Source organism: Prosthecobacter sp. (assembly GCF_044232965.1).
Lineage (GTDB): Bacteria > Verrucomicrobiota > Verrucomicrobiia > Verrucomicrobiales > Verrucomicrobiaceae > Prosthecobacter.
Genome location: NZ_JBIIKX010000006.1, coordinates 91,142 through 110,690 on the forward strand (window position 1 = coordinate 91,142; position 19,549 = coordinate 110,690).

The window sequence follows — 19,549 nt, forward strand, 5'->3', positions numbered from 1 at the left end:
CCTGTGAACTGGCTCGTCGGGGCGAATGTTGCGGCTTTTTGCGAAGCACAGTAGCCCTCTTGCTCCGCAAGAGGAGCTTTGGGTTCCGTTCTGCTCCCAAAGTTTTCGAACTTCGAGAATCTTCCCTGTCGGCGGAAGCGCATAGTTCATCTCGCGGAGCGAGATGGCTACTTTGTCTGGCCCGCTCTCTGCTGCAACAATCTAGCCTTCCTGCTCGTTCCCTTTGCCCGAAATCCCCCCTCATGAATCGTCGTCATTTCCTTCTCAGTTCGATTGGCACCACGCTGGCGTTGCCGAGCATGTCTTCTCTCATGGCGAAGTCCGTGGGCGGCTCCGTGCAGGCGGCGAAAGGCGCGGGTATGGGCGCTCGGCGCTTTGTGGCGATCGGGAACCTGCTCGGCTACCAGACGAAGAGCCTGTTTCCGACGACGCAGGGGCGAAATTACGAGAAGACGGCGTTGCTGGAGCCGGTGTGGGATGTGCGGGACAAGATGACCGTCTTCCGCGGACTCGATCATGGCGTGAAAGGCGGCCATTTCGCGGTGCATTCGTTCCTGTCCGGCGTGCTGCACTCCGAGGCGCAAAATCGGCCGGATGGCAATGTGACCATCGACCAGTTCCTCGCGGACGAGGTGGGCTTTGAGACGCGGTTTCCATCGCTCACGGTGGGTTCGGAAGGTGGCATTCATGGTGGCTGCCAGATCGCGTGGACGAAGTCGGGCGTGCGGGTGCCGCCGGTGACGAATCCGGCGGAGTTGTTTGAGAAGCTTTTCGTCACCGACTCGAAGGAGCGTCAGGCTCGTCGGGCGCAGGAGAATCAGGTGCAGGCCTCCATTCTCGACTCCGTGCTGGAGGAGGCGAACCGCCTTTCCAAGAAGGTGAACCAGGAGGACAAGGACAAGCTCGACGAATACCTGACCTCCGTGCGTGATGTGGAGAAGCGCCTCGAACTGCGCCAGCGCTGGACGAACCAGCCGAAGCCGAAAGCGCCCTTCGACAAGCCTGCGAACCGCAACGCGGTCGAAGATCTGCCGCTGCTGTATGAGCTCATCGCGCTCGCTTTGCAAACGGACAGCACGCGCATCGCCACGCTGGAGATCGGCGGCGACTTCATGCCGCAGCATCTCGGCATCAAGAAGGACTGGCACGGCCTCTCCCACCACGGCAACGATGAGGAAGCCATCGCGGACCTCATCACGCTGGAGAAGTATCAGATCGAGCACTATGGCAAATTCGTCGCCCGGCTCGCGAAGATGAACGATGGCGAGCGTACGCTGCTCGACTCGACGACCGTGCTTTTCGGCAGCGGCATGGGCGATGGCAATTCGCACAAGAACTCCGACCTGCCCATCCTCCTCGCTGGCGGCGGTTACAAGCACGGCGAATTCCGCGAAGTGCCGCGTGAAGGCATCAACAAGGTGCCGCTGTGCAATCTCTTCGTCGATATCGCCCAGAAGATGGGCGTGGAGACCGATTCGTTCGGCAACAGCACTGGGCGGTTTGCTTGAGCGGGTGGTATCGGAGTCTATTTTGCGGCGGGAATGCTCGATTTGTCCCAACCGCCGCCGAGGGAGCGATAGAGTTCGATGGTGGCGGCGATTTCATCGAGGCGGGCGCGGGCTTGAGAGAGTTCTGCAGCGAAGAGTTCTTGGTCGTTGTAGAGGACTTCGAGGTAGGCGGAGGCTCCGTTGTCGTAGCGCTCGCGGATGAGGCCGAGGGCAGACTGGCGGGCTTGGACGACTTGAGATTGGGCGGCGCGGACGCCTGCGCTTTTTTGGCGGGAGATGAGGGCGTCGGAGACTTCACGTAGGCTCTGGAGGACGGTTTTGCGGTAGTTGGCCTCGGCTTCGTCGCGTGCGGCTTTGCTGCCGCGGATGGCGGCCATGAGGCGGCCACCGGTGAAAATGGGGACGTTCACGGCGGGGCCGAGCTGCCAGATGCGTGTGGGGTTGTCGAAGAGGCCGGAAAATTCCCGGCTGCGTAGTCCGGCGCTGGCGGTGAGGGTGAAGCTGGGGAGCAGGCGTGCCTGGGCGACGCCGATATTGGCTGTGGCGGCGATGAGGAGCTGCTCGGCAGCGCGGAGGTCGGGGCGCCGTTGGAGCAGGTCGGAGGGCAGGCCTGCCGGCACGGTGCTGACGATTTGGATGGAGTCGAAGCTGCGGGTGCGGCGGATGGCTCCCGGTGGGCGTCCGGCGAGGTAGCTGATCTGGTGCTCGAGCTTGGCGATCTGCTTTTCGATGGTGCGCATGGCGGCGTTGGCTTCGGCGATGAGGACTTCGGCCTGGCGTACGTCGGTGAGGGGGCTTTGGCCGCCTTTTTGCCGCTGGGTGATGAGGCCGAGCGAGGTGGTGCGTGCGGCTAGGGTGCGGCGGGCGATTCCGAGCTCGTGATCTTGCTCGCACAGGGTGACGTAGGCGGTGGCGATGCCTGCAATGAGGCCGACCTGCACCATTCGGCGGCCGTCTTCGGTGGCGAGGACTTGGGCGCGGGCGGCTTCCGAGGAGCGGCGGATTTTGCCCCAAAAATCAGCTTCGTAGTCGAGGAGGGTGATGCCGATGCTGTGGTTCTGAGTGGCGTTGGTGAAGTTGGTGAGGTCGCTGCGGTTGTAGTTGTAGCCAGCTCCGATGGTGGGGAGAAATTGCGAGCGTACGGCGGCGAGATTGGCCTGGGCCTGGAGCACGCGTGCGGAGGCGGCCTGGAGGTCGAGGTTGTTGGCGAGGGCTTCATCAATGAGGGCACGCAGGGCGCTGTCTTGGAAGACGCTGCGCCATTCGAGGTCGCCGAGGCTGCGGGTGCTCTTTTTGCCGCCAAAACGAAAGACGGAGGGTTCAGCAAGGTCTGGACGGCTGTAATTGGGGCCGACTTTGCAGCCGGTGAGCAGCGCGGCGGTGAGGATGAAAAGATAAAAGCGTGAGCGGGACATGCAGGGAAAAAAGGAAGAAGTGGATCAATGCGTGGCGGCTGTGGCTGGCTTTTTGCCACCGCTGGTGAGCCGCATGACAAAGGCATAGCAGGCGGGGATGACGAAGACGCCGATGAGGGTGGCGATGGTCATGCCAAAGACGACGGCGGTGCCCATGACCTGACGAGACTGGGCACCGGAGCCAGTGGCGATGGCGAGCGGCACGGCACCGAGGATGAAGGCGAAGGAGGTCATCAAAATGGGCCGCAGGCGCAGCCGTGCGCCCTCAATAGCGGCGTCCATAAAGGGCATGCCTTTTTCGTGCTCCATTTTGGCGAATTCGACGATGAGGATGGCATTTTTTGCGGCGAGGCCGATGAGCATGATGATGCCGATCTGGGCATAGACATTGTTTTCAAAGCCGCGCATGAGCAGGCCGAGGTAGGTGCCGAGCACGACGAGTGGCGTGGCCAGCAGCACGCTAAAGGGCAGAGACCAGCTCTCATACTGCGCAGCGAGCAGCAGGAAGACAAAGATGATGGCGAGACCAAAGATGAAGATGGCCTGGCCCTCGGCTTTCTTTTCCTGGTAGGTGAGGCCGGTCCACTCATAGCCGAAGCCTGCGGGCAGCACCTCGCGGGCGACTTCTTCCATGGCAGTCACGGCCTGGGTGGAGCTGTAGCCGGGCGCGGGCGCACCGCTGATCTCGACGCTGCGGAAAAGGTTGTAGCGTGTGGTGAAGCCGGGACCGCTGGTTTGTGTGACTTTGACGAGGGTGTCGAGCGGCACCATGTCGCCGTTTTTATTCCGCACATAGAATTTGGCGATGTCTTCGGGCTTGCTGGTGAATTGGGACTCCGCCTGCAAATAGACGCGGTAGATGCGGCCAAAGCGGTTGAAGTCATTCACATAGGCTCCGCCAAGGTAGGACTGGAGGGTGGTAAAGACGTCGTTCACATTCACGCCGAGCACGCGGCACTTTTCGCGGTCGAGGTCCACCTTCACCTGCGGCACTGCGGGGCGGAAGCCGGTGAAGAGGCGGCTCAGCTCTGGGCGCTGGCCTGCGGCGGCGAGGAATTTTTGCGAGGTGGCGGCGAGTTCTTCGATGCTGCCACCGCTGCGGTCCTGGAGCATGAAGTTGAAGCCGGAGGCATTGCCGTAGCCGGGCAAGGCGGGCGGGCCAAAGGGTATGATGCGGGCTTCGGGGATCTTTTGAAACTGCACCATGAGCTGGAACATGATGCCGCGGACGTGGGTCTTCCGCGTTTGCCTCTCGTGCCAGTCTTTGAGGCTGACGAAGAAGGTGATGGCATTCGGCGAGGACACGCCGGTCATGCTGCTGAAGCCGGAGATGTTGAGGTAGGACTCCACACCCTCCATTTTCGCGAGCAGGTCTTCGATTTTTTTGCCCACGGCCTGGGAGCGTTGCAGGGAGGCGGCATCCGGCAGCTCGGCGGAGATGAAGAAGTAGCCCTTGTCCTCATCCGGGATGAAGCCACCGGGCACCTCCTGGCTGATGTAGTAGATGCCGATGCTGGCAGCGACGAGGATGAGCATGGCCCGCGCAGAACGACGCACGAGAAAACCGACGACGCCCGTGTAGCGTGCCGTCACGGCATCGAAGGTCTTGTTGAAGAGGCGGAAGAAGGCTCCCAGCGGCCCGCGCTGCGGTGCGGGCGGGCGCAGCAGCATGGCAGCGAGGGCGGGGCTGAGGGTGAGCGCATTGATCGCGGAGAAGATGACGGACGCGGCGATGGTGATGGCGAACTGCTGATAGAGCGTGCCCGTGAGGCCGGGCATGAAGGCGACGGGCACAAAGACGGCACAAAGAATGAGCGCGATGGCGATGACGGGGCCGGAGACCTCCTTCATAGCTTTTTTCGTGGCCTCCACGGGGCTGCTGCCGTGCTCGAGGTGGTGCATCACGGCCTCCACGACGACGATGGCGTCATCCACCACGATGCCGATGGCGAGCACGAGGCCAAAGAGCGTGAGCGTGTTCACCGAGAAGCCGAGCAGCGGGAAAACCATGAAGGTGCCAAGCAGGGCGACGGGCACCGTGAGCATGGGGATGAGCGTGGCGCGGAAGCTCTGGAGGAAGAGATAGACGACGAAAATGACGAGCACCATGGCCTCGAAGAGGGTGTGGACGATGGACTCCATGGAGGCCTTGATGGGCCGGGTGGAGTCGAGCGTGATCTGGAGCTGCACGTCCGGTGGGAAGCTCTGTTCCATCAACGCGAGCTGTTGCTTGATGGCGTCCGCCGTGGCGAGGGCGTTCGCTCCGGGGGCCAAATAAATGCCGAGGGCCGCTGCGGGTGCTCCATTCACATTGGCGGTGCTTTTATAGACCTGCGCACCCATCTCGATCCGGGCCACATCTTTGATTTTCACCTGCGAGCCATCCGGGTTGGAGCGGATGATGATCTGCTCAAACTGCTCCGGCTCCTGCAGCAGGCCGCTGGCGACGACGTTGTATTGAAACTCCTGCCCTTTCCTTGCTGGCTCCGCGCCCACGAGTCCGGCAGCGGCCTGCACATTTTGCTCGCGCACAGCCGCGACGACATCGGATGGCGTGAGTTTGAGCGAGGCGAGGCGGTCCGGGTCGATCCACAGCCGCATGGCGTAGTCCTGCGAGGTGAAGTTCTTCACGTCGCCCACGCCTTTCACACGGGCGATGGCATCGACCATGTTCAGCGTGGCATAGTTGGAGAGGAAGACGGCGTCATAGCTACCCTTGGGCGAGAAGAGGCCGATGACCATGAGGATGTCCGGGCTGGAGCGCTTCACACTGACGCCCTCGCGTGTGACGGCCTCCGGCAGGCGTGGAAAGGCCAGCGAGGCACGGTTTTGCACGTTGACCTGGTTGATGTTCGAGTTGGTGCCGAGATCAAACGTGGCAGTGAGGGACATAGAGCCATCAGCGGCATTGACCGACTTCATGTAGATCATGTCTTCCACGCCATTGACCTGCCCTTCGATGGGGGTGGCCACAGAGGACTCCACGGCCTGCGAGGCCGCGCCACGATAGTTCGCAGTGACATTGATGACGGGCGGGCTAACCTCGGGATACTCCGAGATGGGCAGTCCTGTGAGCGTGAAAGCCCCCACGATCACCATCAGGATCGAGAGCACCATCGCGACGATGGGGCGGCGGATGAAAAATTCGGCCATCGGGTCTAAAAGTGGGTGGAGGGTGGCTTAGTTTTTCGGGGCCGGGGCGCTCGGAGCTGGCTCGGTTTTCGTTCCAGGCACGCTGGCGAGCAATTCGAGCAACGGGGCGTCGTCGATCTGCACGTCCTGCGCCTCCACTTGGCCGCCATCGCGGGCTTTTTGCAGTCCTTCGATGATGATTCGCTCCTCGGCGGTCAAACCGGACTCCACCACCCACAGAGAGCCGATTCGGCGTCCCATCTTCACCCGCTTGAAGGCCGCTTTGCCATCCGCCGCGACGACGAAGACATTGTGCAGCCCTTGCAGCTCCTGCACGGCACGTTGCGGGATGAGCAGCGAGTTTGGCAGCGTGCGGGTGAGCACGCGCACGCGGCAAAATTGGCCCGGACGCACGATTTTTTCGGGATTGGGGAATTCGACGCGGATTTTCAGCGTGCCGGTCGTCGCATCGACCAGACGGTCCACAAAGGCCAGTTTGCCGAGATGCGGATGCACCTGGCCGTTGGCCAGCACGAGGGCAAAAGCGGGCGAGTTTTTCGGATCCTTCATTTTGCCCGCGCTATTGAGGTAAGCGACCTCGCTGACCTCGAGATTGGCCCAAATCGGGTCCACAGGTGAAATCGTTGCCATCACCGTGGGCTGACCTTTGCCGACGAGTGAGCCGACGTCCACTTGCTTGGCCCCGATGATGCCCGCGACTGGTGCTGCGACATCTGTGTAGCCGAGATCGAGCTCCGCAGAGGTGACTTGCGCTTTGCCTGTGTCCAAAGCGGCTTCCGCCTGCTTTTGCACGGCGAGAGCGGTATCGAGGTCTTTTTGTGGCACCGCGCCTGATTTGGCCAGCGGCGTGAGCCGCTCCACATCCTGCCTTGCACGACCGAGCGCGGCATCCAGCTGGCCGAGATTGCCCTCCACGGCGGCGAGTCTTTGCTCGATGGGCTTTTTATCGAGCAAGAAGAGCGGATCACCCGCTTTCACCTCCGAACCCTCCACAAAGAGGATTTTCTCCACCATGGCCTCCACACGGGCGCGGACTTCGACATTCGCGGTGGCCTCTGTCTGCGCGATCACCTCCGCCACCACGGGCACGTCCCGTTGCAGCGGTTTGGCGACTTGAACGACCGGAGGCCCGGAAGGCAATTGAGGTGGTGTTTTTTTGCAAGCTGCCAGACAGAGCGGGAGGAGCAGAAGCGAGGAGAGGTGTCTCATGGCATGGAGGTGTGAAAAAGAGAGGCGTTACTTCAATCCGAGTTTCTTCAGATGCAAATGCAGGATGCGCCGCATCTCCTGGATGGCCTCAGGGCGCTCATGCACGCTGTGGTCGGAGGTGACGATGAGTTCGGACTCGACGCCCTGGAGGTGGGAGCTGATGTAGGGAACAAAGCCATCGGAGCACTTCGGATCAGTAAGTGCCTTGCCATCATGATTGCCGATGATGGAGTGAAGATGCACGCCAGCGCGGAAAGGGAGTGTGTTGGCGACTTTGACATAAAACGAGTGCGGGGAGAGATTGTCCACGCTCGTCGGCATGCCATGCGCGAAGACTTTGGAGAGCATGGGATCGCGCTGAGCGATGTTTTGCACGACCTGCAAGGTGCCACCGAAGGCCTGAACTGGCAGGCTGACGAGCTTGCGGCCAAAATGAGCCAGTCGCGAGTCGGCGACTGCGCTGCCGCGATGCGGTGTGGCGGCGAAGATGACGCGGCTGATGTTGGGATTGGCCTCGAACTCAAAAAACTTCCTCAGCTTGTCGTGTTCCTTTTGGCCGATGCGGAGAAGCTCGGGCGTGGTGCCGAGGGCCGAGCCCCAGCGTTGTTCGCTGCTGCTCTGCACCTGCGCCTTGCTCACGAGTCCGCCCATGCTGTGGCCGATGAGCACCATGTTTCTCGCCGTGCTTCCCGCTCCTTCTTTGACAAGAATGCTGTGCAACGTGGCGAGGTTTTCCCGCAGTTTTTCCGAGCTATATCCGATGGGGACGCCGGATGGATAGCGAAACACAAAAATCTGATAGTGACGACGAATCAGCGGGTCCATCGTAAACTCATGGATAACGTTTTCCCACGTCGCAGGCCGTGACATGAGGCCGTGGACGAGCACGAGCGGGATTTTGCCTGGGGCAGGGTGCTCCAGGGAGAGTAGGCCGAGCTTGTCCATGTAGTTCGCACTCCTGAGCAGTGCCTTGAGTCCCGCCATCCGCGCTTGTTTGATGGAGGCGAGGTATTCGCCATGAGCGGAGAAATCAGCTGCGAGCGGCTGGTTTTTCCCCTGGAACCGGACGGCGTCCGTCACGCGAGCATCATGCAGGGTGAGTATCGCGGTGTGTCGTCCGTGGGCGGCCTGGCTGAAGTCGAGCGTGGCCGTGACGGGCGAGATGTGGCCTGCTTCCGGCATGAATGGCTCGGAGGCTTTTCGTTCCGCCGTATATTTCCAATGGGCGACCATTGGCGCGCCCACGCCGTCACGCAGATGGCGGGTTTTGAACTCCTTGCTCTTGATCGACGCGGCGGGAATGAGCTCGTCGAAGCGCAAATGAGCCGGATAACGCGATTCCAACATGTAGCGTGGCCCCACGTTCATTTTGGATCGTTTGGCGTCCGAAAGTGAAAGCCACAGCGAGCTGACACGCCCCACAACCGTCGCATAAGCCTGCCGCTGCTCCGCCGATCCGATCCCGCGCGCTAGGATCCGCTCGGCTTCAGCGAGGGCTACACTGAGTTTGTCATTCTGGATGTCCAAGCTGGCTCCATGAGCAGCGGTGCGGTTTTGCGGCGGTGAACTGCAAGATGACAAGCCCAGCGAAAGCAGAGCGATGAGTAAAAAAATGCGGGAGAGCATGGATTTGTGTGTGAATCAGGGCTTGTCACAGCCAGGTGATGCGCCCGGTGTGCAGGTCATAGACGCCACCGATGATTTTGACCGTGCCCTTCTTAAGCGCCTCAGTGATCATGGGGTCGCGGTACAGCTGACGGATCACCAGCTTCACATTCTCCGTCACCCCACGAGCGACACGATCATCATGCGAACCGTGTTTGCCGACTTTTAAAATTGCGGGCCGGATGTCCTCGACCAGCTTCTGCACCTCTCCCTCTGCCCTCTGGTGGGCGTCCGTCACATCCAGCGCCGCCGTGACCGCACCGCAGCTCTCGTGGCCGAGCACGACGATCACGGGCGTCTTGAGGTGCTCCAGCGCATACTCCAGACTGCCCTGCGTGGCATCATCCGCGACATGACCGGCCTCACGCACGACAAAGAGATCACCGAGACCCTGGTCAAAGATGATTTCCGGCGGCACACGCGAGTCTGCACAGGCCAAAATACAAGCGATGGGATGCTGTCCGGTGGCGAGTTGGTGAATGCGCTTCCCGTTTTGGTCAGGGTGCTTCTGGTGATGCGTGGCAAAACGGCGGTTGCCCTGTTTCAATCTGGCGATCACTTCCGAGGCGGTCGGCATCTGTGGGGCAGGCTGGGCAGCAGAACCGGAAGCGGTGCCGGTATGAATCGTGCTGCAACTGGCGAGCGGATAGAGGGCGCAGCTGAGTGCAAGGAGCCGGATCTTCATGGATGACGCTGCGTGGATGGAAAGGTTAATAATTTGCCCTTGCCGTGTGAAAATGAGGCGGGACTCGCCTTTTTTCCGGAATGGGACTAATGCCTTTGCTCGCTTGATCGGCACTCTGCAAGTCCTCAGCGGAGGTTTAGATTGTCTTTTCCGTAACAACTCGACACTGTCGGCGCCTCGATGAAAAAGCTGGCATCCATCGCACTCAAAGGCATCGCTTGGTTGATCACGCTCGGCGGCGTGGTTTGGGCGTTCGGTGGTTTGCATTTCGACTTTCCGTTTGGGCGTGTGGTGGTGCCATGGGCTTACCTCATCGCCGTCGTGGCCGTGCTCGTCTGGGTGCGGCCCATGCTGAAAAAGCTGGCCGCAGTGGGTTCGCTCTTTGCCGTGGTTCTCGGCTGGTGGCTGACGCTTCAGCCCAGAAATGACCGCCAATGGCTGCCAAACAACGCCGAAGTGGCCTGGGCGGAGGTGGCTGGTGATTCGGTGACGCTGCATCACGTGCGCAACTTTGACTACAAGGCAGGCAACACAGAACCTTCGCCGAGATGGGAGACCCATACCGTGAATCTCACCCAGCTCACCGGGGTGGATCTTTTCATCAACCAATGGGGCGATCCGCTGATGGCGCACCCCATCGTCAGCTTTCAGTTCGCGGATGCGCCGCCCGTGTGTTTTTCCATCGAGACGCGGAAGGAGGTCGGTGAAGGCTACTCTGCCATCGGCGGCATCTACCGGCAGTTTGAGCTGATCTACATTGTGGCAGATGAGCGCGATGTGATCCGGGTGCGGACCCAACTCACCAACGGCGAGACCACGCGCCTCTACCGCACCGCGTTTGGTCCCGTCGCAGCGCGTGAGCGCTTCATGGAATATATCCACTCCCTCAACAGCCTGAAAGACCACCCTCGCTGGTACAATGCTATCACCACCAACTGCACCACGAGCATTCGTGCCCAACACCCCTCTCAGGAGCGTGCTCATTGGGACTGGCGAATCCTAATCAATGGCTCTCTGGACGAATTTTTGGCGGAGCGCGGGGCGATTCTCACCGACGGCCTTCCGTTGGCAGAACTCAAAGCCAAAGCGCTCATCAACTCCGTGGCACTGGCAGCGGACCTTGATCCTGATTTTTCAAAACTCATCCGCGAGGGACGGCCTGGATTTGGGGCCAAACCGGTTCCGTAAGTGCTCCCTTCGGCACCAACAGAAGGCATTGCACGCAAAAGAATCCTAGATTCAGAAACTTGGCGTTATATCAGCTGCCGATGGGCAGTTTAGAAGTGCCCTCCCGCCGATGCGCCAGCAAAGTAGCCATCTTGCTCCGCAAGCTGAGCACAACGCTCTCGCTAACACCTCACGTTTTTCCGCTCGATGACCAAATCTCCTTTCACCGCCACACGCTCCTCTCGCGGAGCGAGAGGGCTACTTTGCTTCGCGATTGCGACCACTTTGTCCCACGCCGCAGACGACACCCCGAAGCTCGTGCAGCAGTTCATCGGCAAATACTGCCTGGAGTGCCACGACGCGGATGTGCAGAAGGGCGACCGCGCTTTTGATGCGTTCGCGCTGCCGCTGAAGTCGGTCGCGGATCTCATTGAGGCACGCGACATCATCGACCAGCTCACGCTGAAGGAGATGCCGCCGAAGAAGGCGGATCAGCCGCAGGACGACGAGCGTATCGCGATGATCCGAGCGCTGCGTGATGGCACCGTGGCCGCGCATGCGAAATTTCAGGCCACCGGCAGCCGCACGGTGATGCGCCGCCTTTCCAGCCGCGAGTATGAAAACACACTCGCGGTGCTGTTTGGCCGTCGCGTGGACACGCTGGGCCTCACGGCGGATTTTCCGAAGGAGAAAACCACCGAGCACATGGATACCATCGGCAAGTCGCTCGTGACCTCCGGCTTCCTCGTGGATCAGTATTTTCAGTCCGCGAACCGCCTCGTCGAAACACGCCTCGGCAAACCGGCGATGGAGCCGAAGGATTGGAAATTTAACAGTCACTTCGTGCAATACGAGGAGCTGAGCGGCTCCCACAAAAGCGCCTTCAATTACCGCTACCTCAACCTCTACGAGCAGCCGAACACCGACACGCGACAGGGCGGTTACGGCCACATCGAGGACTTCCTCAAAGGCGTGCCCGTCTCCGGCCTTTACGACCTTGAAGTCGAAGCCACGGCGCTGCATCGCGACACGCATTACGATCCCGCCATCTTCGGCATCGACTTCTCCGAGCCCTTCATCCTCGGCGTCGTGCCGGGCGATGTCACCAAAGGCCACATCCATTACCCACAGGCCATCGAGCCGCTGCTCGCCAGCGCCGTCGTGCCGGACAACACGCCGACGTGGTTCAAATTCCGCGTGTGGCTGGAGGCGGGGCAAACACCGCGCTTCATCTTCCCAAACGGCCCGTTTGAATCCCGTGCCTCCGTCGTCACGATTAACAAAAAATACAAAGACGAGTTCAAGAGCGATGTCGGCTCCTCCGGTGTCGGTCGTGCGCACATTTTAAAAGAAGGCAAGCTCCCGCACATCCGCATCAGCGAGATCAAGATCCACGGCCCCGTGGCCGAAAAGCCCAGCGCCGAAGAAGTGGCCGTTTTCGGTAAAGAAGGCTTCCAAGAAGCCAAAGCGCTCGATCAATTGAATGCCTTCGCCGAGAAGGCCTATCGCCGTCCGATCACCGACGAGGACAAAAAGCCGATTCGTGCGCTCTACGAGAAGCGAATCGCCGAAAAAGCCGCGCCACGTCAGGCCGCGCTCGATGCGCTCAAGTTGATCCTTTGCTCGCCGAGCTTCCTTTACCTCAGCGAGATCACCGACGAGTCGGAAAAGCGCCTCAAGCCCTACGACCTCGCCTCGCGCCTCTCGTATGCGCTTTGGTCCTCACCGCCCGATGACGCGCTTTTGGCCGTCGCGAAGTCCGGCAAGCTCACCGAGGACGCAGAGCTCAAAAAGCAGATCCAGCGCATGATCGCCGATGAACGCATCAACGGCTTCGTGAACGGCTTCATCGACAGTTGGCTCAATCTCCGCGATCTCGGCAGCCAACCGCCGCCGCGCGAAACCAACCGCGCCTACTACGCCGAGGACCTGCCCAGCTCGATGAAAACCGAGGCGCGCCTGTTTTTTCGCGATCTGCTCAAAAACAACGGCTCCATCGCGCAGTTCATCGACTGCGAGCACACCTTCGTGGACAAGAAACTCGCGAAACTCTACGAACTGCCGGAGAAGGACAAACTGCGCCTTGCCGACGGCTTCCAAAAAGTCAGCCTCAAGGGCAACAGCCATCGCGGCGGCCTGCTCGGCATGGCCGCGGTGCTCACCGTGAGCGCCAACGGCGTCGAGACCTCGCCCGTCACGCGCGGGGTGTGGGTCACGGAGAATTTCCTCGGTGTCCCGCCGCCACCGCCGCCGGATGTCGTGCCCGCGATTGATCCCGATGTCAGCGGCGCCACCACCATCCGCGACCGACTCGCCAAACACCGTGCCGATGCCGCCTGCGCCGAGTGCCATCGCAAGATCGACCCGCTCGGCTTCAGCCTCGAAGCCTACGATCCCGTCGGCCGCTGGCGCAAAAAGTATCCCGCCGCCAACAAGAAGGCCAAACCCGCCGAGATCGACACCACCGGCGAATTCCCCTCCGGCGAAACCTACGCCGACTTCACCGGCTTCAAACGCGTCATCCGCGACACCCGCGCCGACCTCTTCAGCCGCCACCTCGTCCGCCAGCTCCTCACCTACACCACCGGCCGCACCATGGAACTCGCCGACGACCTCCCCCTCGATCAACTTCACGAAAAAGTGAAGAAACAAGGCCTCGGGCTTAACACCGTTATGGTCGAGTGTTTGATGAGCGAGATTTTCCGGTCGAGGTGAGGCGGGCGTGGCAGCACCGGATTATTTTTTGCTCACCTTGTTACCTTTCTTCTTCGCTGCCCCTTCCAGGCGATGCTCCTCGCCCCAGTCGTTGCGGAGTTCGCCAATCCATTCGTCCACAAAACTGCTCGCGGCCCAGTCTTCCCACTGACGGATGAGGTGCTGGCTCAGGGCGGGGAATTTGGTGATGAGGTCCTGCTGCTCCGTGCGGTCGTCGTCGATGTTGTAGAGCTCCCACGGGCCTTTGAACTTCTTCACGAGCTTCCATGGGCCGCTGCGCAGGGCGCGGTTGCCCTCGTGCATCCAAAAGATGGGTTTCACGCGATGCAGCGGCTCGCCTTGGATCGCTGGCATGAGCGAGAGGCCTTCGGCTGGCAAGATCTTGTGCCCTTTGAACTCGCCGGGATAGACCGCGCCGGTCACATCGCAGGCGGTGGCCATGATGTCGATGAGATGCGCGGGCTGATGCTCCAGCTTGCCATTTCGCGTGGCCGGAATGCCCGCAGGCCAGTGCGCGATGAGCGGCGAACTGATGCCGCCTTCGTGCGTGAAGTGCTTGTAGCGGCGGAAGGGCGTGTTGTTCAGCGTGGCCCAGGTCATGCCGAGGAAGACGCTGCTGTCTGGCCCGCCGAGATCGGGGCCCTGCGTGATGCCGCGCGGGCCGCCCTCGGCGTTGCCGCCGTTGTCGCTCATGAAAAAGATGAGCGTGTTCTCAAATAGGCCGCGCTCCTTCAGACCGGCGATCATGCGGCCAACGCTTTGATCGACGCAGTCGAGCATGGCGGCGTAGATTGACATGAGCAGGTCGTAGCGGTCCTTGTCGTCCTCGCTCAGCGAATCCCACGCGGGCACATCCGCCGGACGCGGTGCGAGCGGCCACTTCGCATCGACGATGCCGAGCTCGATCTGTTTCTGGTGACGTGCCTCGCGCAGCTTGTCCCAGCCGATCTTGTATCTGCCGAGATACTTGGCGATCACGTCCTTCGGTGCCTTCAGCGGGAAATGCGGCGCTCCATGCGCGAAGTATTGGAAGAACGGCTTCCCGCTCGCTTTGGCATCATCGAGGAATTTCAGCGCCCAGTCGGTGAACATGAAGGTGGAATACCACTCGCCGCTGCCGACCTCCGGCGAATCGGCCGCAACCTTGCGTCCATCGAGGTAAACCCACTTGCAGGCGTCCTTGCTGCGCTCCTTCGGGAAATACAGCTCGCCGAATTGCGTGGTCGCCGTGCGCTGAAAGCCGCGCTCCCACGGCGGCGTGCCGTTTTGCTGCCCGAGATGCCATTTCCCGACTATGGACGTGTGATAGCCCGCCGCGCCGAGCACCTCCGCCATGGTCACACATCGGTCATCGAGTTTCGCATGCGTGCCTTTCGACTCTGGCAGCTTCAAGCCATCGAGATAGCCCATCCCGGCCTGATGCGGATACAAACCGGTCATCAAAGCTGCCCGCGTCGTGCTGCAACGCGCCGTGTTGTAAAACTGCGTGAAGCGCACGCCGCCCGCCGCGAGCGCGTCGAGGTTTGGCGTCGGAATTTCACTGCCGTAGCAGCCGAGATCGCTGAAGCCCATGTCATCGACGAGGATGACGAGGATGTTCGGCCGCCCCGCGGCGAATGACGAATGCAGAAGGACGAATGACGAAAACAGGAAGATCAAGAGTTGGCGCATGGCGTGGTAACGCCTTGCCCCTGATTTCTTTTCTCGTCGAAACGCGCATGCGCCTATTCGACATGCACCTTCACCGCAGATTCACCGCGCCGCCGTCGAGCGTGTAGTTCGTGCCGGTGGCGAAGGAAGCCTCGTCGCTGCATAGGTAGAGCGCCAACGCCGCGATTTCGTCAGGCTTGGCCATGCGACCGATGGGCTGGGCCTCGCTGAGCTTTTGAAACATCTCCGCCTCCTGGCCTGGATAGGTCTTCGCGAGATAACCATCGACGAAGGGCGTGTGGACACGGGCTGGCGCGATGCAGTTGCAGCGGATGCCGTCTTTGATGAAGTCCTTGGCGATTGAGTAGGTCATCATCAAGACCGCGCCTTTGGTCATTGAGTAGGCGAAACGATCTGCCAGGCCCATCTGCGCTGCGATGGAGCACATGTTGAGGATCACGCCTTTTTTGCGGGCGGTCATGTGCGTCAGTGCCGCCTGGGCGCAGGCATGCACGCCTTTGATGTTCACGCGATGCAGACGGTCCATGTCCTCCTCGGCAGTCGTCAATGCAGTGCCGATGTGGGCGATGCCCGCGTTGTTCACGAGAATGTCGATCTTGCCATGTTTGGCCGCCACAGCGTCAAACAGGGCCTTCACACCGGCGTAATCGCCCACGTCGCAGGCGGTGGCGTTCGCGCTGCCGCCGGCGGCCTTGATTTGATCCACGGTTTCCTGCGCGGACTCCTGCTTGAGGTCGAAGACCTCGACGTGCGCTCCCTGTTTGGCGAAGAGAACGGCAATGCCCTGGCCGATGCCTGAGCCTGCGCCGGTGATGATGACGGTTTTGTTGGCGAGTGAGAACATGAGTGAAAGGAAACAGCGTTTGGCGGGCCTTTTTTACTTCTTTCCTTTTTTTCGGCCAGCCAATTCTGGCGCTCCGGGCACAAAGGCGGCAAAGCGGCTCTCGAAGCGCTTGGGGATCACGCATTGGATCACCGCGCGGCCGCTGTCGTAGTCCTCGCTAAGCACCTTGCCCTCCTGATGCGCCAGAGCGACGAGATCCATGCGGTCCAGCGGCAGATCGAGCTCCAGGCGCACCACGCGGTCGATCAAAAACTCGTCCAGGCGATGCAGCAGCTCTTCCATCCCCTGCCCGGTTTTCACGGAAATCGCCAGGGCTTCAGGAAACTCGCGCTTCAGCTCCATCAGCCGCACGTCATCCACCAGATCGACCTTGTTGAGCACCAGCAGCACGCGCTTGTCGCCCGCGCCGAGTTCCGCGAGCACCTGAGTGGTGGTTTTGTAAAAATCGACGGCCTGCGGTGAGCTGGCGTCAATAACATGGAGGAGAAAATCCGCCTGCGTGGCTTCTTCGAGCGTGGCGCGGAAGGACTGCACCAGATCATGCGGCAGATTGCGGATGAAGCCGACGGTGTCGGTGACGAGGAGCGCCTGGCCGTCCGGCAGCTCCATTCGCCGCGTGGTGGTGTCGAGCGTGGCGAAAAGCTTGTTTTCCACATAGGCATCGGCGGCGGTGAGCTTGTTCAGCAGCGATGATTTTCCCGCGTTCGTGTAGCCGACGATGGCCACATGCGGCACGAAGACGCGCGTGCGGTCCTTGCGCATCGTGTCACGCTGCTTCTTCACGTATTCGAGATCGGCGCGCAGTTTATCCAAGCGTTTGCTGGCGAGACGGCGGTCCACTTCGAGCTGGGTTTCACCCTCACCACGCGCCGCACCGGCTCCGCCGACGCCACCACCAGCACCGCCGCCCTGACGGTCCAAATGCGCCCACATGCGCGTCAGTCGTGGGATGGAGTACTCCATCCGCGCCAGCTCCACCTGGAGACGCGCCTCACGCGTCTTCGCACGCATGTTGAAAATATCGAGAATGACCTCGTGGCGGTCGATGACGCAGATGTTGCCCTCGCTTTCCCACGCCCGCTGCTGCCCTGGGCTGAGTTCGTTGTCCCACACGATGCAGTCAGCGCCGATGTCCTTCGCCTGCTTCATCAACTCCTCCGCCTTGCCACTGCCAATCAGGTAGCGGGCCGTGTGCTCACGCGCAAAGACGAGTTCCTTGCCGATGATATTGATGCCCAGTGTTTCCACCAGCTCGGCCAGCTCTTCGAGCAAGTCGGAGGCCTCCTGCTTGTGGCGGCGGTCAAAGTAAGCGCCGATGAGGAAGGCGTTCTCGACCATGTTGGGTTTTTCGCGGATGTCGAACATGACGCGATCATGGAGAGCGGCGCTGCATTGCCAAGCTGCGTATTCCATGCCATGAACACAAACATGACACGCCGCCAAGCTCTCCTCGCCACGCTCTGCCTCGGTCTCGCCGCCTGCGATTCCTCAGACAAGGCTCCTCTGCCGCTGAATCTTTATGAGTGCGATGCAGGAGAAGCTGCCGTGCGCCATCTCATCAGCAAACTGCCGAATCTGAACCCCGGCGTCGCCAAAAGCCACTCCATCGTGCTCGGCGAGATCAATCGTGACGGCATGACGCCCGCCAGCGATGCCTTCACCGCCCGTTTTGCCGATCTGAAACTGAAATTCGTCAACGCCCAGAACCTCAAGGACATCGAGCCCGCCCACACTATCGCCGATCCCGACACACGCCTCGCCGCTTTCGTGCTCCAGCTTCGCAAGCTCCAGCAAACCAGCGCGACCACCTGGGAAGTGGAGGTCGGCTGGAGCTACAAGAAGGAGTTTGGACGCATGAAAGTGGGACTTGAGGCCAAAGACGGGAAGACGGTCGTTCTCAGCGAGGAGAGAATCACCCCTTAGCTCAGCGGACTTTCGTCGTGGCTGTCCACGTCGAGTTCGCGGACGCGCTTGCGATCACGCTCGGCCTGTACGGCGGTGCGAAGCTTTTCACGGACCTGTTCGGCACCTGGAATGGCGCGCATGGATACCGTCGGCGAGGTGGCATCCGAAGTGACCATCGACAAATTACCGAGCCCTACGAGGCGCAGCATGAGGGGCTGCTCAATGGAGTAGTCTTTGACACGATACAGCTCCAATTCATCGACCCGCTTGTTCAGAATGCCGGTGCTGATGCGAAGGCGCTGGGTAGTCAGCTCATAATAAGTGCATTTGGTGACCCACCAGCGAATGAGCCACATCAGCAGCGGGATGATGAGAGCGGCGTAAGCCAGTCCGCCCGTGAACAGGGCCGGAATCGTGGCGGCAAAGGCGATGCCGACAGCGATCACGATGCAGAACAGGTAATACCAGAAGTGAACCCACTGGGAGGTGTGGCCGGACCACAGGACCGTTTCCGAGCCTGCAGGAGTGATGGGAGTGTCGTCGGTGGGCATATGTGTGGTGGTTAGCGTTGAACGGACGGTTGGAAAATCAGAGCATGGAAGCGATCTCGTCGAGCGCCTGCTTGGTGCGTTTGATGCCTTCGATCTCGGGGTGCTTGTCGCCCTCGTATTCGATGCCGATGTAGCCTTTGTATCCGGCTTTGACGACGATGTCGATGAGACGCTGGAAATCGAGGGTCATCTCGCGGCCTTCACGGCGGTCCTCGGTGTAGAACTTGCCGGCACCGGTGTCCCAGTCATAAGCCTTGGCGCTCATGCCCTGCTTCACCCATGGCATGAACTCACGCAGGCCTTTGTAGGGGTTGTAGAGTTCGCCTTTGACGCGGTCGGTATAGAAGTTGCCGAAATCCGGCAGAATGCCGACGCGAGCGTGGTCGGCGGCTTTCATGACGCCCGTTAGCCAGAGGCCGTTGCTGGAAAGGCCGCCATGATTTTCCACGACGACGAACAGTCCACGCTTGTCGCCCTCGACGCAGAGACGATGCAATCCGTCGGCGGCGAGCTTCATCTGCTCGTCCCAGCTCAACTTCGGGTCGCTGGCGGCGTTCACGCGGATGCTGTGGCAGCCGAGCGTGGCGGCGGCATCGAGCCATTTGAGGTGGTTCTCGACGGTTGTGGCACGCTTCGCTTCGTCGGGATCGCCGAGATTGCCCTCACGGTCGCACATAATGAGCAGGCCCTTCACTCCCTCACCTTCCTGGCGTTTTTTCATCTCGGTGAGATAGGCGGCATCCGTGGCTTTTTCGAAGAACATCTGGTTCACATACTCGACACCGTCGATGCCGAGGCTGCGGGCGATTTTGGCGAAATCGAGGTGCTCATGCCGCTCGGCATTGCCTTTGCCAAAAATGCCCTTGTTCAGCGACCATTCGGCGAGGGAGATCTTGAAGGGCGGCTCCTTGTCTGCCGCGATGATGTGGCGTGAACCGGCGGCGGCGGCAGCGGCGGTGGCGATCTTCTGAATGAAATGACGGCGGGAGGAGATGCGGGTGCTCATGGAAAGGACGGGCGCATTATGGCGCGATTGCGCGGCAATGCTCCAGAAGAATTTT

The 19,549-nt window shown here is 60.8% G+C and carries 14 protein-coding genes; 4 read left to right on the forward strand and 10 right to left on the reverse strand.

The features are described 5' to 3' along the window. Positions 1-242: 242 nt before the first annotated feature. The gene (locus ACILSI_RS04400) at positions 243-1,508 is read left to right on the forward strand and encodes a DUF1552 domain-containing protein (RefSeq protein WP_395720635.1); all 1,266 of its coding nucleotides are present in this window, start codon (positions 243-245) and stop codon (positions 1,506-1,508) included. Positions 1,509-1,525: 17 nt separating this feature from the next. On the opposite strand, the gene ACILSI_RS04405 is transcribed toward ACILSI_RS04400, so the two are convergent. From ACILSI_RS04405 to ACILSI_RS04425, 5 genes are read right to left on the reverse strand one after another with little or no spacing between them, the layout of a single operon-like run. Further along, on the reverse strand, positions 1,526-2,923 hold the full coding sequence (locus tag ACILSI_RS04405) for an efflux transporter outer membrane subunit (RefSeq protein ID WP_395720636.1): 1,398 nt from the start codon (positions 2,921-2,923) through the stop codon (positions 1,526-1,528). Positions 2,924-2,947: 24 nt separating this feature from the next. Further along, positions 2,948-6,076, reverse strand: coding sequence for an efflux RND transporter permease subunit (locus ACILSI_RS04410; RefSeq protein WP_395720637.1), 3,129 nt, complete (start codon positions 6,074-6,076; stop codon positions 2,948-2,950). 27 nt (positions 6,077-6,103) lie between these two features. Then, a complete protein-coding gene (locus tag ACILSI_RS04415) occupies positions 6,104-7,285 on the reverse strand; it encodes an efflux RND transporter periplasmic adaptor subunit (RefSeq protein WP_395720638.1) in 1,182 nt (393 codons plus the stop codon). Between the two features lie 27 nt (positions 7,286-7,312). After that, the gene (locus ACILSI_RS04420; protein WP_395720639.1) at positions 7,313-8,911 is read right to left on the reverse strand and encodes an esterase/lipase family protein; all 1,599 of its coding nucleotides are present in this window, start codon (positions 8,909-8,911) and stop codon (positions 7,313-7,315) included. 25 nt (positions 8,912-8,936) lie between these two features. After that, positions 8,937-9,635 carry a carbonic anhydrase gene (locus ACILSI_RS04425; RefSeq protein WP_395720640.1) on the reverse strand — a complete coding sequence of 233 codons (699 nt, stop codon included), beginning with the start codon at positions 9,633-9,635 and terminating at the stop codon, positions 8,937-8,939. Between the two features lie 180 nt (positions 9,636-9,815). Here ACILSI_RS04425 and ACILSI_RS04430 point away from each other — a divergent pair, with 180 nt between their 5' ends. Both ACILSI_RS04430 and ACILSI_RS04435 read left to right on the forward strand, forming a co-directional pair. Beyond that, positions 9,816-10,823, forward strand: coding sequence for a DUF4105 domain-containing protein (locus ACILSI_RS04430; protein WP_395720641.1), 1,008 nt, complete (start codon positions 9,816-9,818; stop codon positions 10,821-10,823). Between the two features lie 186 nt (positions 10,824-11,009). Then, the gene (locus ACILSI_RS04435; protein WP_395720642.1) at positions 11,010-13,517 is read left to right on the forward strand and encodes a DUF1592 domain-containing protein; all 2,508 of its coding nucleotides are present in this window, start codon (positions 11,010-11,012) and stop codon (positions 13,515-13,517) included. Between the two features lie 21 nt (positions 13,518-13,538). On the opposite strand, the gene ACILSI_RS04440 is transcribed toward ACILSI_RS04435, so the two are convergent. The 3 genes from ACILSI_RS04440 to hflX form a co-directional block, all read right to left on the reverse strand. Next, on the reverse strand, positions 13,539-15,188 hold the full coding sequence (locus tag ACILSI_RS04440) for an arylsulfatase (protein WP_395720643.1): 1,650 nt from the start codon (positions 15,186-15,188) through the stop codon (positions 13,539-13,541). A gap of 70 nt (positions 15,189-15,258) precedes the next feature. Further along, positions 15,259-16,032, reverse strand: coding sequence for an SDR family NAD(P)-dependent oxidoreductase (locus ACILSI_RS04445; protein WP_395720644.1), 774 nt, complete (start codon positions 16,030-16,032; stop codon positions 15,259-15,261). Positions 16,033-16,065: 33 nt separating this feature from the next. Further along, complete coding sequence (hflX, locus tag ACILSI_RS04450; protein ID WP_395720645.1) at positions 16,066-17,397, reverse strand: GTPase HflX; 1,332 nt, start codon at positions 17,395-17,397, stop codon at positions 16,066-16,068. Between the two features lie 63 nt (positions 17,398-17,460). Between hflX and ACILSI_RS04455 the strand changes: the two genes are divergently transcribed. After that, the gene (locus ACILSI_RS04455; protein WP_395720646.1) at positions 17,461-17,955 is read left to right on the forward strand and encodes a hypothetical protein; all 495 of its coding nucleotides are present in this window, start codon (positions 17,461-17,463) and stop codon (positions 17,953-17,955) included. Here ACILSI_RS04455 and ACILSI_RS04460 read toward each other — a convergent pair. Then, positions 17,952-18,488 carry a PH domain-containing protein gene (locus ACILSI_RS04460; protein WP_395720647.1) on the reverse strand — a complete coding sequence of 179 codons (537 nt, stop codon included), beginning with the start codon at positions 18,486-18,488 and terminating at the stop codon, positions 17,952-17,954. The two genes, ACILSI_RS04455 and ACILSI_RS04460, sit on opposite strands and share 4 nt — an antisense overlap. A gap of 37 nt (positions 18,489-18,525) precedes the next feature. Continuing rightward, positions 18,526-19,494 (reverse strand): sugar phosphate isomerase/epimerase family protein, encoded by a 969-nt coding sequence (locus tag ACILSI_RS04465; RefSeq protein WP_395720648.1) that lies wholly within the window; start codon positions 19,492-19,494, stop codon positions 18,526-18,528. Positions 19,495-19,549 lie beyond the last annotated feature (55 nt).